This window comes from uncultured Flavobacterium sp., from assembly GCF_963975005.1.
GTDB lineage: Bacteria > Bacteroidota > Bacteroidia > Flavobacteriales > Flavobacteriaceae > Flavobacterium.
This window is the reverse complement of the sequence record NZ_CAXBFR010000068.1, coordinates 1-15,270: the sequence shown is the minus strand read 5'-3', so window position 1 is coordinate 15,270 and position 15,270 is coordinate 1. Positions and strand designations below refer to the sequence as shown.

At 31.9% G+C, this 15,270-nt stretch carries 12 protein-coding genes and 1 tRNA gene; 11 read left to right on the top strand and 2 right to left on the bottom strand.

Annotated features, from left to right (window positions below):
• The 6 genes from nhaD to AACZ53_RS09260 all read left to right on the top strand — a co-directional run.
• The coding region (gene nhaD, locus AACZ53_RS09285; protein ID WP_339837451.1) for a sodium:proton antiporter NhaD at positions 1–998 on the top strand (998 nt) is incomplete at its 5' end.
• Between the two features lie 47 nt (positions 999–1,045).
• Positions 1,046–1,750 carry a MotA/TolQ/ExbB proton channel family protein gene (locus tag AACZ53_RS09280; protein ID WP_339837448.1) on the top strand — a complete coding sequence of 235 codons (705 nt, stop codon included), beginning with the start codon at positions 1,046–1,048 and terminating at the stop codon, positions 1,748–1,750.
• Positions 1,750–2,151, top strand: coding sequence for a biopolymer transporter ExbD (locus AACZ53_RS09275; RefSeq protein ID WP_339837445.1), 402 nt, complete (start codon positions 1,750–1,752; stop codon positions 2,149–2,151). Before AACZ53_RS09280 ends, AACZ53_RS09275 begins: the two co-directional genes overlap by 1 nt.
• A gap of 201 nt (positions 2,152–2,352) precedes the next feature.
• Positions 2,353–3,162: an energy transducer TonB gene (locus tag AACZ53_RS09270; RefSeq protein WP_339837442.1), complete on the top strand. Its 810-nt coding sequence runs from the start codon at positions 2,353–2,355 to the stop codon at positions 3,160–3,162.
• 10 nt (positions 3,163–3,172) lie between these two features.
• Positions 3,173–4,387: a folylpolyglutamate synthase/dihydrofolate synthase family protein gene (locus tag AACZ53_RS09265; RefSeq protein ID WP_339837440.1), complete on the top strand. Its 1,215-nt coding sequence runs from the start codon at positions 3,173–3,175 to the stop codon at positions 4,385–4,387.
• 84 nt (positions 4,388–4,471) lie between these two features.
• Positions 4,472–4,546, top strand: a tRNA-Val gene (locus AACZ53_RS09260).
• A gap of 131 nt (positions 4,547–4,677) precedes the next feature.
• Here the strand turns inward: AACZ53_RS09260 and murF are convergent.
• Together murF and gldJ are read right to left on the bottom strand one after the other, a co-directional pair.
• Positions 4,678–5,961 carry a UDP-N-acetylmuramoyl-tripeptide--D-alanyl-D-alanine ligase gene (murF, locus tag AACZ53_RS09255; RefSeq protein ID WP_339837453.1) on the bottom strand — a complete coding sequence of 428 codons (1,284 nt, stop codon included), beginning with the start codon at positions 5,959–5,961 and terminating at the stop codon, positions 4,678–4,680.
• A 159-nt stretch (positions 5,962–6,120) separates the two neighbouring features.
• A complete protein-coding gene (gene gldJ / locus AACZ53_RS09250; protein ID WP_339837437.1) occupies positions 6,121–7,812 on the bottom strand; it encodes a gliding motility lipoprotein GldJ in 1,692 nt (563 codons plus the stop codon).
• A 203-nt stretch (positions 7,813–8,015) separates the two neighbouring features.
• On the opposite strand from gldJ, the gene porU reads away from it, so the two are divergent.
• The 5 genes from porU to AACZ53_RS09225 all read left to right on the top strand — a co-directional run.
• On the top strand, positions 8,016–11,879 hold the full coding sequence (gene porU, locus AACZ53_RS09245; RefSeq protein WP_339837435.1) for a type IX secretion system sortase PorU: 3,864 nt from the start codon (positions 8,016–8,018) through the stop codon (positions 11,877–11,879).
• Positions 11,880–11,917: 38 nt separating this feature from the next.
• Entirely contained in the window at positions 11,918–13,081 is a 1,164-nt protein-coding gene (gene porV / locus AACZ53_RS09240; protein WP_339837433.1) for a type IX secretion system outer membrane channel protein PorV, read from the top strand.
• Positions 13,082–13,161: 80 nt separating this feature from the next.
• Positions 13,162–13,644, top strand: coding sequence for a cytidine deaminase (gene cdd / locus AACZ53_RS09235; protein WP_339837431.1), 483 nt, complete (start codon positions 13,162–13,164; stop codon positions 13,642–13,644).
• 131 nt (positions 13,645–13,775) lie between these two features.
• The gene (gene pdhA, locus AACZ53_RS09230; RefSeq protein WP_339837429.1) at positions 13,776–14,777 is read left to right on the top strand and encodes a pyruvate dehydrogenase (acetyl-transferring) E1 component subunit alpha; all 1,002 of its coding nucleotides are present in this window, start codon (positions 13,776–13,778) and stop codon (positions 14,775–14,777) included.
• Between the two features lie 3 nt (positions 14,778–14,780).
• A partial coding sequence (locus tag AACZ53_RS09225) for a biotin/lipoyl-containing protein (protein ID WP_339837426.1) occupies positions 14,781–15,270 on the top strand: 490 nt, incomplete at its 3' end.

The window sequence follows — 15,270 nt, the reverse complement described above, 5'->3', positions numbered from 1 at the left end:
CAATCATTGATAACTTAACAGCTACAATTGTATTGATTACTATTCTACAAAAAATAGTAAAAGAAAAAGAAGTACGCTTGTGGTATGCAGGTTTAATTGTTATTGCAGCAAACGCAGGTGGTGCATGGTCTCCAATTGGTGATGTTACTACAACAATGTTATGGATCGCAAATAAAGTAACGGCATCGAGTTTAATAGAACATGTGCTTTTGCCTTCATTAGCTTGTTATGCAGTTCCAACATTTATTGCTTCAAGATTATCAATTTTCAAAGGTGAAATTGCTACGGAAGATTTAAAAGATGAAAAGTCTACATCAAAACATGGTGCAATAATGTTTTACCTTGGATTAGCCGGAATATTATTTGTACCAATTTTTAAAACGGTAACTCATTTGCCACCTTATATGGGAATGATGTTGTCCTTAGCAATAGTTTCAATATTTGCTGAATATTTTAGTGGTTCAAAGTTCTCTATGGCAGAAGCATCAGCAGGTGGTGGTGCTTTGCCAGCAAGTCACAGTCCAATTCATCATTCATTATCAAAAATTGAAATGCCTAGCATATTATTCTTTTTAGGGATTTTAATGGCAGTTGCTGCTTTAGAATCTTTAGGTATGTTATTTGAATTTGCTGGAGTTTTAGAAAGTTCAGTACCTATGTTAGGAACAGAACATGCTTCAACACATATTTCAGATTTAGTAGTTTTATTGCTTGGTATAGGTTCTGCAGTTATTGATAATGTACCTTTAGTTGCAGCAAGTATCGGAATGTTTTCAATTCCTTTAGACGAGCCAGCTTGGCACTTTATTGCATATTCAGCAGGAACAGGTGGAAGTATGTTAATTATCGGTTCAGCGGCAGGTGTAGTTGCAATGGGTATGGAGAAAATAAATTTCATGTGGTATCTTAAAAAAATAGGATGGTTAGCTTTAATCGGATTTTTATCAGGTTTTGCTGTTTTTGTTTTATTAAGAGACTTTTTATTAAATGCAGCCTGATACAATTTTTATAGTACATTTACGTTTTAATACATATTAACAATTCTATGAGTATATTTCTTCAAGTCGACAGTTTAGCAGTTGCTAGTCAAGTATTAACAGATGATCAACCAGTAGAACAAACACTTTCAATTTGGTCACTGTTAACAAGTGGCGGAATCGGTGGTATTTCTATAATGATAGTTTTATTTATACTATTGTTTTTTGCTTTATTCTTATATTTTGAAAGGATTATGGCAATCAATAAAGCAAGTAAAATTGATTCAAGCTTTATGAATAATATTAAAATGAATATTTCTTCAGGAAAAATCGATAACGCTAAAATGATTTGCGCTCAAACAGACTCTCCAGTTGCAAGACTAATCGAAAAAGGAATTTCAAGAATTGGAAAACCTCTAGAAGATATAAATACTGCCATTGAAAACGCAGGGACTCTAGAATTATACAAATTAGAAAAAAACACTTCAATGCTTGCAACTATTTCTGGAGCTGGACCAATGATTGGATTCTTAGGGACAGTTGTTGGTATGATACTTGCCTTTCATAAAATGGCAAGTGGTGGTGGACAAATTGAAGTCGGAGCATTAGCCGAAGGAATTTACACAGCAATGACAACAACAGTAGTTGGACTTATTGTAGGTATTATTGCCTACATTGGATATAATCACTTGGTAGTAAAAACCAATAAGGTGGTAAATCAAATGGAAGCAAATGCCGTAGATTTCCTTGACTTATTAAACGAACCAGTATAATGAAGTTAGGTAAAACAAGAAATAAAGTCTCCACAGAATTCAATATGTCGTCCATGACAGATATTGTGTTCTTGTTGTTGATATTTTTCATGATAACATCTACAATGGTAACCACTAACGCATTAGATTTAGTCTTGCCAAAAGCAAAAGGAAAAACCGATAGTAACAAAAACATTACAGTTAATATTACTAAAGATTTACAATTCTTTGTGGATAAAGATCCAATTGATGAAATACAGTTAGAGGCTCAACTTTTAACCATTCTACCGGGTGTAGATGATAAAGGTAGGGCAATAATTCTTCGTGCAGAACAAGGAGTGCCGATTGAAAAAGCAGTATATGTAATGGATATTGCTAATAGAAATCAAATAAAAATAGTTTTAGCAGTAGATCCAAAATAGTTTACTCTGAATTTATTTCAGAAGCTAATTTTTAAGAAGCTATTTCCAGCTATCCACTATATCTTTTTTGTTTCGTTTGAAAAAACGAAACAAAAAAGGATGTCGTTCCTATCTGGGCTAAGGTTTTTCGTTAGTATTGAAAAATTGCGGAAAATAAAATAATTTGTGCAAATTAATATTTGCTCTAAATCATACTAAAAAATGAATGTTTTAGAAACACCAGAAGAAAAAAAATCATTTGCAATTACATCGGCAATCTTTGTAATCATAGCTTTGATATGCGTATTTTTCGGATTAACGTACATGGACCCACCACCAGAAAACGGAATCGCAGTAAATTTCGGTACAAGCGACAACGGTAGAGGAGACGTAGAGCCAGCAGAAACTCAAGCTGCTGCAGCACAACCCGTAAGTCAGCCAGTAGAAGCTCAAGAAGATTTAGCTACTCAAGATGACGATTCTCCAGTTTTAGCTCCAAAAAAGGAAAAAGTAAAACCCGTTAAAACACCAACTAAGACAACTCCAACAAAAACAACTCCTACCAAAGAAGTTAAAGAAGAAGTCAAACAAACTGTTAACAGTGCAGCTTCTAACATGATAAAAGGTAAAGGAAAAACTCCTTCATCTGGAGAAGGCGACGGTGATTCTGATGGTAATAAAGGGCAGCTAACCGGTAAAATGTATGGTAACTCATATTATGGAACAGGAAATGGCTCAGGAACAGGAAGTGGAAACGGAACAAAATGGGGTTTAAAAGGAAGAAGCTTAGCAGGTAACGACAAAATCATACAAAAATGTGACGAAGCGGGTAGAATTATAATCCAAGTTACAGTAAACAAACAAGGAAGAGTAATTGATGCTCAATATTCTGCAAAAGGTTCTAATTCTACAAGTCAATGTTTAATTCAACCAGCCATTGCGACAGCAAAAACCTTTAAATGGAATCAAGCTGCAGATGCTCCAGATAGCCAAATTGGTTTTGTGGAAATCAACTTTAGTGTAGGAGAATAATTTTTTTTAAATGAATTATCAAGAAACAACCGAGTGGCTCTTCAATCAATTGCCAATGTTTCAACAACAAGGTGCTTTAGCTTATAAAAAAGATTTATCTAATACAATCGCATTAGTAAATCACCTTAATAATCCAGAAAACAGGTTCAAATCCATTCATGTAGCTGGAACAAACGGAAAAGGATCAACTTCTTCCATGTTAGCTTCAATTCTTCAAGAAGCAGGTTATAAAGTCGGATTATATACATCACCACATCTGAAAGATTTTAGAGAAAGAATAAAAATCAACGGAAAAGAAATTACCGAAGATTATGTTGTTCAATTCGTAAAAGAGAATAAATCATTTTTCGAACAACATGAGTTAAGTTTTTTCGAAATGACAGTTGGTTTGGCTTTTCAATATTTTGCCGATGAAAAGATTGATGTTGCAATCATAGAAGTTGGAATGGGTGGAAGATTAGATTCTACAAACATTATTACACCTTTAGTTTCAGTTATTACAAATATTGGTTTTGATCATACACAATTCTTAGGAAACACATTAGAGTTAATTGCTGCAGAAAAAGCGGGTATAATTAAACAAAGCATTCCTGTTGTCATTGGGGAATACCTTCCAGAAACAAAAAGTATTTTTAGAGATATTGCTTATAATAACAATGCAGTATTATATTTTGCACAAGATAATGAAAACAAAGATTTACCTTGTGATTTATTAGGGGATTATCAAATACAGAATAAGAAAACAGTTTTACAAACGATAGAATTATTAAAAAATCACTTTACTATTTCAGAGCAATCAGTAAAAAACGGCTTGCTAAATGTTGTAAAAAATACTGGTTTATTAGGAAGATGGCAACAATTAGGAAATAGCCCTACAATAATTTGTGATACAGCTCACAATTCACATGGTTTGGAAATAGTAATGAAACAAATCCAAAAACAAAAATTTAACCAATTATATATAGTTTTAGGAGTTGTTAATGACAAAGATTTAGATTCTATTTTGCCTTTATTTCCAAAAGAAGCTTTTTTTTACTTTTGCAAACCCAATATTTCAAGAGGTTTGGATGCATCGATATTAGAGGAAGCCGCACTAAATTATGGATTAAGAGGAGTAGTATGTGATTCTGTTTCAGAAGCTTATATTTTGGCAAGTTTAGAAGCTAATGTAGATGACTTTATATATGTTGGTGGCAGTACATTTGTTGTAGCAGAAATAATTTAATTTTTTTCAAAAAATGTTTGGAACATTAAAAAAGTAGTGTATATTTGCACTCGCAATACGGTACAAGTATAGTGAATTAAAATAGGGCGATTAGCTCAGCTGGTTCAGAGCACCTCGTTTACACCGAGGGGGTCGGGGGTTCGAACCCCTCATCGCCCACATAAACTTCAACAGAAATGTTGGAGTTTTTTTATATAATAAAAAGATATATAGTTTGCTTTTTTCAGTAGCAACTAACATGAATAAATAAAAAGCAACCCAATTAGGTTGCTTTTTATTTTAATTTAGTATTAAACTAGTTCTAAAATTCTTTCCAAAGCCATGCCTCTTGAGCCTTTTATTAATAATATGCTATTTTTTAATTCTTTTGTTTTCAATATGTTTGAAAATGACTCAAAATCTTCAAAAAATTGGATATGTTTAAAGCTATTCTTTGTTTTATAAAAGTGTTTCCCAATAAAGTAGACTTCAACTTGAGAATGATTAGAGACTAATTCTACGATTTTTTGATGTTCTTCAAAACTGTCATCCCCTAATTCAAACATGTCCCCTAGAATTGCAATTTTAGGATTTTTATCTAGTTGAAAAAAGTTGACTAAAGCAGCATTCATACTGCTTGGATTCGCATTGTAAGCATCCATAATAATTTCATTACCATTTTTTTGAATCATTTGTGAACGATTGTTTTCAGGTATGTAACTTTCAATAGCTTCTTTTATTTCGGAATCGTCAACTTTAAAATACTTTCCAATTGTTATGGCAGCATTGATATTGTTGGCATTATAAATTCCAATCAAATGCGAATGAATTGAAATATCATTATAGTTAATCTTTACCATTGGATTTGCTCTAACAGAAGTTATCAAAACATCTGCTTTTGGATTTGTTTGAGAGAAAGTAAACCTAGTTAAATCTCTGCTTTTTTCATTTTGAATACTATCATCTAGATTTACAAAAACAGTTTTTTTGTTCTCATTTAAATAAGTGAACATTTCGCTTTTGCCCTTTATTACACCTTCAATCCCGCCAAAACCCTCTAAGTGAGCTTTGCCAAAATTAGTAATATAACCAAAATCAGGTTCAGCTATTGAGCATAAGAACTCAATTTCTTTTTGATGATTTGCACCCATTTCTATTATGCTAATTTCAGTTTCATTTGTTAATCTTAATAAAGTTAAAGGAACGCCAATGTGATTGTTTAGATTGCCAATGGTTGCTACAGTTTTGAATTTTTTAGATAAAACTACGTTTATTAGTTCTTTTGTTGTGGTTTTTCCATTACTTCCAGTCAGGCCAATAACATGTAATTTTAATTCTTTTCTATGAAAATTTGCTAATTCTTGAAGTGTTTTTAAGCTATCGTTAACTACTATTGTTCTAGTATCGATATAGAAATCCTTATTGTCTATAATAACATATTTAGCACCTTTATTCAAAGCTTCTTTAGCAAAAGTATTAGCGTCAAAGTTTTCTCCTTTTAGGGCAACAAATAACGAATTGTTATCAATTTTTCTTGTATCTGTTGAAACAGATGAGCATTCTAAAAATTTAGAATAAATAGTTTTTATTTCCATATATAAGTTATCCATTGTTTTTTTTATGGGTAATATGGTATCGCTTGTTTTATTGGAATTTGTTAAAACAAACTAGTAGTTATTGGCGATTTCCATAAAGTAAAGATATAAAAAAAGCCCTTTCTGAAAAGGGCTTTTTTTTATAAAGTATGTGAAAAATTAATTTCTTGCAGTCTTTTTGTTTGATTTTGGTCCAACTTTTGACATTGCACATCTAAATCCAATATAATCAGTTGACATATCTTGTGGAAAATATCTTCTTGAAGCTGGATCTAACCAATACGCTCTATCTCTCCAAGAACCACCTTTGTAAACTCTAACGTTATCATCTACTAAAGTTGTTCTTTTACTTGATTTGTCATATTGTTTTAATAAATCACCTAAACTATCTCTAGAAACTGAGTGCTCAGGAGAGTCATACATTCTGTGTTTGTCTTTTTCAGCTTCTGACTCTTCTTCGGTATTACCGAAATCAAAGTAACGAGTTGATTGTCTATCACCATCTCTATAGTTTCTGTTATCAGAAGTAGAGAATTGAGTTCTTAAATAAGTTTCGTTTTCATCAACTGGTACTTGAGCAATTTGACCTGGGAAGTTACGGGCAACAATTTTACCATTACTTAATGTGTCATAAGCAATTGTTTCAGTTGTTACTAATTCAACTGTTCCGTCTTCTCCAATTTTATTTTTTAAATAAACGTTACCTCTATAGTAATTAAAATCATTTGCTTCATCATCTACAATTGGTCTGTAAACATCGGCAACCCATTCAGCTACATTACCAGCCATATCATATAATCCAAAATCATTTGGAGCATAAGCTTTTACGTATTGAGTAATATCTGCACCATCATCTGACCATCCAGCAATTCCACCGTAATCACCTTTACCTTGTTTAAAGTTAGCTAATTGATCTCCTCTTTTCTTTCTTTTTCCAGAACGAGTGTATTGACCATTCCAAGGATATTTCTTTTGTCCTTTGTATAAATTATATTCTCTGTTTCCTACTAATGCAAGAGCAGCATATTCCCATTCTGCTTCAGTTGGTAAACGATATTCTGGCAAAATTAAACCAGAACTTCTTTGAGCGTAAACATTTGTGGCAGTTTCATCTGCATTTTGTCCACTTCTTCCGCTTGAACCTCTAGCACCTTTTTGTAAAACGATTTCTTCACTTCCGCCATAAGTTTGTGTAGGAGCAGCAAGATATGTTTCAGTACTAAAGTTAGCTTCAGCTGCTACATCAGTAATTTTTGCATCTTTCTTTAAGAAACCTTCTCTTTCAAGAATGTTTTCGTTTACACGATCCGTTCTCCATTTGCTAAATTCAACTGCTTGAATCCAATTAACACCAACTACTGGGTAATTAGCATAAGCAGGATGTCTTAAATAATTAAGAGTCATTGTTTCATTATAACCTAAACGATTTCTCCATACTAATGTGTCTGGAACAACACCGTCATATATGTTTTTGTAACTTTCTTCTGTTGGAGGAAAAACTTTCTTAACCCAGAATAGATATTCGGTGTACATGAAGTTTGTAACTTCAGTTTCATCCATAAAGAATGATTGTACGTGTTGTTGATTAGGAGAATTATTCCAGTCATGCATTACATCATCTTGAACTTTACCCATAGTAAATGTTCCACCTTCAACTGGGACCATTCCTGGGGGAGTTTCTGCTTTTTTGTATTTCGCATTATACTGAAATCCACCTTTTTTGTCGTTAATCTTCCATCCAGTAGCTGAGGAAGCTCCTTTTGAACTACCTTTTTTGCTACAACTTGTAAAACTTACTGTTGCTGCAACAGCTAATAATACAGGTAAGGCCTTGAATTTGATACTTTTCATACTTTAAGTAGGTAATAAATTTTGGTTCGCAAGATAATAATTAACCATTAAATCGCAACATTTTTTTATTTTTTTTTTAATCGGTTCATTTTTGCATACAAGTCTATAACGTCAGAAAAATATTTTTATTGTTTTTTTATTGTTTAGTAGAAAAAAATATTCTCTCTTTGTAATATAATATTAAGTTTTTCGTTTTGCTATTGATGAAAAAGAAAATTTTTGCTGTTTTAGTTCTATTCTTGTTTTCCATTACAATTTTTGCTCAAAATAAAGAAGCAATTAAAATTGATTGGAAGCTTTCTAACTATTCTATACTAGAAAAGCAATATGTTTTTCCAAGTTTTCAAGAAAAATTCTATGATGTTGATTTAGTTAATAAAAAATTATTTTTTAAAAGTAATTTTATTTCTTCATCCACAAATACTATTAGGCTTATTGATTTTAAAACAGAAGTTATAAGCGAAAAGGATTTATATGACTTAGAAAAGAATAAATTAGAGCCAAAAATTAATTTTCAAACTGCTTTTTCAAAAGCTAGAGAAGATTTTTATATTTCTTATTCTTTTAACCCAATTTATATTGAGAATGGAATAATTAAAAGAGTTATTTCTTTTGAATATGAAATTGTAAATAGTCAAAGGAATAGTATAAATAGCACTTTTACTCAAAACATCGAAAATTCTGTTTTAGCAACTGGTGATTGGTATCGTTTTTATGTCGAAAAATCGGGTGTTTATAAAATTAGCAAAGGTTTTTTAGAAAGTTTAGGTTTTAATACCAATGTAGATCCAAGAAACATAAGAATTTATGGAAATGGCGGGCGTATGGTGCCATTGTTAAATAGTATTTCATATCCAATGGATTTAGAAGAAAATGCTATACAGATTATTGGAGAAGAAGATGGGAATTTTTCTAGTCAAGATTACATCTTATTTTATGCTGAAGGAACAGATACTTGGAGTGCAGAAAATAGAACTCATTTGAATTTGTTTGCAGACAAATCATATTATTATGTTACTTCTTCTTTAGGTACGGGAAAACGAATTCAAGAAAGTATTCAGCCAACAGGAACTCCTTCACTAAATTTCACTGTTTTTGATGATTATAAATTTTATGAAAAGGATTTATTTAATCCAGGTAAAATTGGTAGAAAATGGCTTGGAGATCAATTTGGTATTGATAATGAAAAAACGTTTGAATTTAATATTCCGAATATAGTAACGTCATCTCCAGTTAAGTTTTATGCTAATTTAGCTTCAGCTTCTTTCGGAAACTCCAATTTTCAAGTTCAGGTAAATCAACAAACGATTGGGAATGTGAATTTTCTTTCGTTAAGTAATGTTGATTTTGTTTCTGCAGTTGAAAATTTTCTGGAAACGACATTTTCCGCTTCAAGTCCAAATATTACAGTCAAATTAACTTACAGTAATGGAGGTGTTCCTGCTTCAAGAGGTTATTTGGATTATATTATTTTAGAGGCTAAAAGAAATTTAACAGGTTATGGAAATCAATTCGTTTTTCGAAATTTAGAGGAAGAAAGCAATATAGGTGTAGGGCAATATACAATTTCAAACGCTTCTTCTATTTCCCAAGTTTGGGATGTTTCTGATATTTATAATGCTAAAAAATACAGTAATAATCAAGCTACTTTTTCCTATAAAGTTAATTTAGGTCAATCAAAAAAATATATCGCTGTTGATGTTAATGACTACTTTAATCCATTAAAAGAATCTAATTCTAAAGTCATAAATCAAAATTTAAAAGGAACAATTTTCAATTCTTCTCAAGGAACTCTTGAAGATGTAGATTATATAATAGTAACTCCTAGTTTTTTGTATGGTCAAGCAGAAAAATTAGCAAATTTTCACCGAAACAATAGTGGTTTAAAAGTAAGAACCGTTACGCTTGAGAGTATTTATCAAGAATTTTCATCAGTCAAGCAAGATGTTGCAGCTATTAGAAATTTTGTAAAGTATATCTATAATAATGCTTCAACTACACAAAATAGAATAAAATATGTTAATTTATTTGGTGATGCTTCATTTGATTATAAAAATAGAATCCCAAACAACACAAACATAGTTCCTGTTTTTCATGGATTGAATCCGTTGGCAAATATGACAAACAACACTTCCAATTATTCCATTTTAACTACGTTTATGTCGGATGATTTTTTTGGATTAATGGACGACAATGAAGGGCAAATGCTACCCAATGGTAGTGAAGGTATAGATATTGCAGTAGGAAGAATGGTTGCAAGTACTCCTCAAGAAGCTGATGATGTTGTGAATAAAGTAATTCATTATTATGATGAGAAGTCATATGGAAGGTGGAGAAATAGTTATGTGGTTTTGACTGATGATGCTGATTCTGAATCTGATTCTTCGTTACAATTTGGTTTAAATGGAATGATTGATAATTTAAACAATAATTATCCATTTATAAACGCAAAAAAAATTCATACAGATGCCTATGTACAAGAGGTTTCGGCAGGTGGAAATAGATATCCGAAAGCTAAACAAGATTTTGTAGATGCAATTGAACTAGGTGCTTTAGTTGTTAATTATTATGGGCATGGAGGTGAGTATGGTTTTGCTCAAGAAAGAATTTATGAAATAAGTGAAGCTTTAAGCTTGAATAATTTCAACAATTTACCGTTGTTTATTACAATGACATGTGATTTTAGTCGTTTTGATAATCCTTACTTACAAACTGGAGGAGAGTTTACTTTTTGGAATCCAGAAGGTGGAGCGATAAATTTAGTCACAACTACTAGACTGATATTTGTCCCAGTTGCCTCAACAATGAATGTTAATTTTAACTTTTTTTTATATCCGGATGCTAATAATCAACAAGTTTCTATAGGTGAAGCTCTGAGAAAGGCTAAAAATATGAATAATAGTGATAATAGAAGGGTTGTTTTTAATATAGGTGATCCAGCTATTAAATTAGCAATTCCAAAACCAAAAGTAGTTTTAACAAAAATAAATGGTGTAGATGTAAGTCAACCAACAGATGTTTTAAATGCTTTAAGTTATGTTACGCTTACCGGAGAAGTTAGAAATACAAATGATAATTTATTGTCAAGTTATAATGGTGATTTAGCGGTTCAAATTTTTGATAAAAACATACAAAGGCAAACTCTGGGTAATGATGGAGTTACAGATTCTTCAGGAAATCTAATTACAATGAGCTTTACTACATTAGGAGAAACTATTTTTAGAGGTAATGCATCTGTAGTAAATGGAAAATTTGAATTTGGTTTTGTAGTGCCAAAAGATATTAAAATTGCCGAAGGAACAGGAAAAGTTAGTTTTTATGCAAAATCGGCTATTCCATCGCTTCAAGATCAAACAGGTCACGATTTTTCTATAAAAATAGGTGGAATTAACCTCAATGCACCAGAAGACACAACTCCACCAACTGTTAGGTTATATATGAATGATGAGTCTTTTGTTTATGGAGGAATAACAAATGATTCTCCAATATTTTTAGCATTTCTAGAAGATGAACATGGTATTAACACAGCAAGCGGAATTGGGCATGATATTGTTGCTATTTTAGATGGTGATGAACTTAATCCTTATGTGTTAAACGATTATTATGAAACGGAGCTAGATAATTATCAAAAAGGGAATGTGCGTTTTCCTTTCAGGGATTTAGAGCCTGGATTGCATACTATTACATTTAAAGCGTGGGATGTTTATAATAATTTAATTACTTCCGAAATACAATTTATAGTAGTAGGAAATGATGACATCACACTAAGTAATGTTTTAAATTATCCAAATCCTTTTGTAAGTTATACTGAGTTTTGGTTCAACCATAATCGTCCTTTTGAAATGTTAGATGTTCAAGTTCAGATTTTTACAATAACAGGAAAAGTAGTTAAAACAATTAATCAATCTGTTTTGACAGAAGGTTTTTTATCAAGAGAAATAAAGTGGGATGGAAGAGATGATTTTGGGGATAAAATTGGAAAAGGTGTTTATGTATACAAACTAACAGTAGTTTCGACTATTGATGGGAAAAAATCAGAAAAACATGAGAAACTTGTAATACTTTAATAAAATAGTATATTTGTCAATTAAATAAGAAGAATACAATGAAAAAAATTGCTTTAATAATATTAATAATCACAACTTTTAAAACCCAAGCTCAAGATAGAGTAATAACTACAGGAGTTCCGTTTTTATTAATTGCTGCTGATGCGCGTTCTGCAGGTATGGCTGATATGGGAGTTGCTACTTCACCTGATGCTTTCTCTCAACAGTATAATCCAGCAAAATATGCTTTCGTAACATCTGAGATGGGCGGTTCAGTAAGTTATACGCCTTATTTAACAGATATCGCTAATGATATATCGTTGGGACAGCTAACTTATTATTATCGAATGAATGAGCGTAGTGCGTTTGCTACAAGTTTAAGATATTTTGGATTAGGTGATATTGAGTTAAGGCAATCTTTTGATGATACACCAAGAACTGTTTCTCCTAATGAGTTAGCATTGGATGGATCATATTCCTTAAAATTAAGTGAAAGATTTGCTATGGCTATTGGAGGTAGATTTATACGTTCAAACCTAAAAATTCCTGATGGAACTACAGATGCTTCTGCCGCTTCAACATTTGCGTTTGATGTTGCAGCCTATTATCAGTCAGAAGAAGAAGCTTATACAGATTTTAATGGTCGTTGGAGAGCAGGTTTTAATTTGCAAAATTTAGGGCCAAAGATTAAATATGATAATGATGTAACAAATACGAACTTTATTCCTTCAAACTTAAGACTTGGTGCAGGTTTTGATTTTATATTTGATGAATACAATAAAGTAGCTTTAACTGGAGAGGTTACAAAGTTATTGGTGCCAACTCCACCAGAAATTACAGATGTAAATGGTGATGGAGTTATCGATAGTGAAGATTCTTCGCAATTATATAGTGATTATCAAAAAATTGGCTGGGTTTCAGGAATTTTTAAATCTTTTGGTGATGCACCAGATGGATTGTCAGAAGAGTTAAAAGAATTTACTTGGGCTTTAGGTGCAGAATACAGTTATCAGGATTCTTTTGCATTGCGTTTAGGATACTTCAATGAAAGTGTAGAAAAAGGAGCAAGAAAATACTTAACACTTGGAGCAGGCTTCAAGTATCAAATAGTAAAAGTTGATTTATCTTATTTATTCTCTGCATCAAAAGTGAAAAACCCATTAGAAAACACATTACGTTTTTCTTTAACGTTTAACTTTGGTGATGAATATGATGAATATTAATCAATATTAAATAAAAGCAACAAGATCCAAATTCTAATTTTTAGAGTTTGGATTTTTTTTCCCCTATTAAAGAAATAAACATGAGAGAATTAAATATTAATGCATCTTTTAAAGTATATGATTCAATTGATGAATTAGATGCAGAAACAAAAAAGTTGATGCAAAAAGCAATTGAAGCTAGAAAAACAGCTTATGCACCTTATTCAAACTTTTCTGTTGGTGCTGCTTTAAATTTAGATAACGGAGAAACTATAACTGGAACTAATCAAGAAAATGCGGCTTATCCATCAGGACTATGTGCTGAACGTGTGGCTATTTTTTATGCAGGTTCACAATTTCCAAATGCTAAAGTTTTAAAGCTTTGTATCACTGCTTCTCCAAATGATAGAGATTCTGAGACGCCTATTCCACCTTGTGGAGCATGTAGGCAATCAATTGCAGAATATGAATTTAAACAAGAAACTGCTATCGAAATTTATTTTATGGGTGCAAAAGGAGAGATCTATAAATCAGATTCTTTAAAGAACTTGTTGCCATTTATGTTCGATAAAAATCATCTATAACGATTTCGTTAACTATTTTTATCAAATTGTCAGTAAAAAACTTAAAAATCATGAAGTTTAATTTTTTCAATAAGCTAGGAAATAGTATTTTTGCTAAATATGAAGTAAATTTCATCAAATAACATCAAACAATGAAGCCAATTACAAAAGAAGTGTACCTAAAGTGGTACGAAGATATGCTATTGTGGAGAAAATTCGAAGACAAATTAGCTGCACTTTATATTCAACAAAAAGTTAGAGGATTTTTGCATTTATATAATGGTCAAGAAGCTGTTTTAGCTGGAGCATTGCATGTAATGGAATTAGGTGGAAAAGATAAAATGATTACAGCTTATCGTAATCACGTTCAGCCTATCGGAATGGGTGTTGATCCAAAAAGAGTAATGGCTGAGTTATTAGGAAAAGTAACAGGTACTTCAAAAGGAATGGGTGGTTCTATGCACATTTTCTCTAAAGAACATGGTTTTTATGGAGGACATGGAATTGTAGGAGCTCAAATTCCAGTTGGTGCAGGTATGGCTTTTGCTGACAAATATTTTGAAACAGGTGGAGTTACCTTAACCTATTTTGGTGATGGTGCTGCTCGTCAAGGTTCTTTGCATGAAGCTTTTAATATGGCTATGCTATGGAAATTACCAGTTGTGTTTATTTGTGAAAATAATGGATATGCAATGGGAACTTCTGTTGAAAGAACAGCAAATCATACAGATATTTGGAAACTTGGTTTAGGATATGAGATGCCTTGCGGACCTGTTGACGGAATGAATCCTGTAAAAGTTGCTGAAGCAATGGAAGAAGCAATGGACAGAGCAAGACGTGGTGACGGACCAACTTTCTTAGAAATGAAAACATACAGATATAGAGGTCACTCAATGTCTGATGCGCAATTATATAGAACAAAAGACGAAGTAGAAGAATACAAAAAAATTGATCCAATTACACAAGTGTTGGATATCATAAAAGAGAATGATTACGCTACAGACTCTGAAATTGAAGTTATTGACCAAAGGGTTAAAGACATGGTTGAAGAATGTGTAACATTTGCTGAGGAATCAGATTTTCCAGAAGTTAGTCAATTGTATGATGTAGTGTACGAACAAGAAAATTATCCATTTATACCTCATAAATTATAAAACATGGCAACAGTAGTAACAATGCCTCGCTTAAGCGATACAATGACAGAAGGAACTGTAGCAACTTGGTTAAAAAAAGTTGGGGATAAAATTAGTGAAGGAGATATTTTAGCTGAAATCGAAACCGATAAAGCTACAATGGAATTCGAATCATTCAACGAAGGAACTCTATTGCATATTGGAATTCAAGAAGGAGAAACAGCAACAGTTGATTCTCTATTAGCAATTATTGGTAAAGAAGGTGAAGATATTGCTGCACTTATTGCAGGTGGTTCTTCAAATGATAAAAAAGAAGAGCCAAAAGCTGAAGAAAAATCAGTTGCTGAATCAGAATCAAAATCAGCTGAATTGCCTAAAGGAGTTAAAGTTATAACAATGCCACGCTTAAGTGATACCATGACTACAGGAACTGTGGCAACTTGGTTGAAAAAAGTAGGAGATAAAATTAGTGAAGGAGATATTTTAGCTGAAATCGAAACCGATAAAGCTACAA

Bases quoted from the DNA above. Each gene is read 5' to 3' on its own strand.
- AACZ53_RS09275 (WP_339837445.1), top strand. From the start codon at position 1,750: ATGAAGTTAGGTAAAACAAGAAATAAAGTCTCCACAGAATTCAATATG.
- AACZ53_RS09280 (WP_339837448.1), top strand. From the start codon at position 1,046: ATGAGTATATTTCTTCAAGTCGACAGTTTAGCAGTTGCTAGTCAAGTA.
- AACZ53_RS09265 (WP_339837440.1), top strand. From the start codon at position 3,173: ATGAATTATCAAGAAACAACCGAGTGGCTCTTCAATCAATTGCCAATG.
- AACZ53_RS09270 (WP_339837442.1), top strand. From the start codon at position 2,353: ATGAATGTTTTAGAAACACCAGAAGAAAAAAAATCATTTGCAATTACA.
- cdd (WP_339837431.1), top strand. From the start codon at position 13,162: ATGAGAGAATTAAATATTAATGCATCTTTTAAAGTATATGATTCAATT.
- gldJ (WP_339837437.1), bottom strand. From the start codon at position 7,812: ATGAAAAGTATCAAATTCAAGGCCTTACCTGTATTATTAGCTGTTGCA.
- pdhA (WP_339837429.1), top strand. From the start codon at position 13,776: ATGAAGCCAATTACAAAAGAAGTGTACCTAAAGTGGTACGAAGATATG.
- porV (WP_339837433.1), top strand. From the start codon at position 11,918: ATGAAAAAAATTGCTTTAATAATATTAATAATCACAACTTTTAAAACC.
- porU (WP_339837435.1), top strand. From the start codon at position 8,016: ATGAAAAAGAAAATTTTTGCTGTTTTAGTTCTATTCTTGTTTTCCATT.
- murF (WP_339837453.1), bottom strand. From the start codon at position 5,961: ATGGAAATAAAAACTATTTATTCTAAATTTTTAGAATGCTCATCTGTT.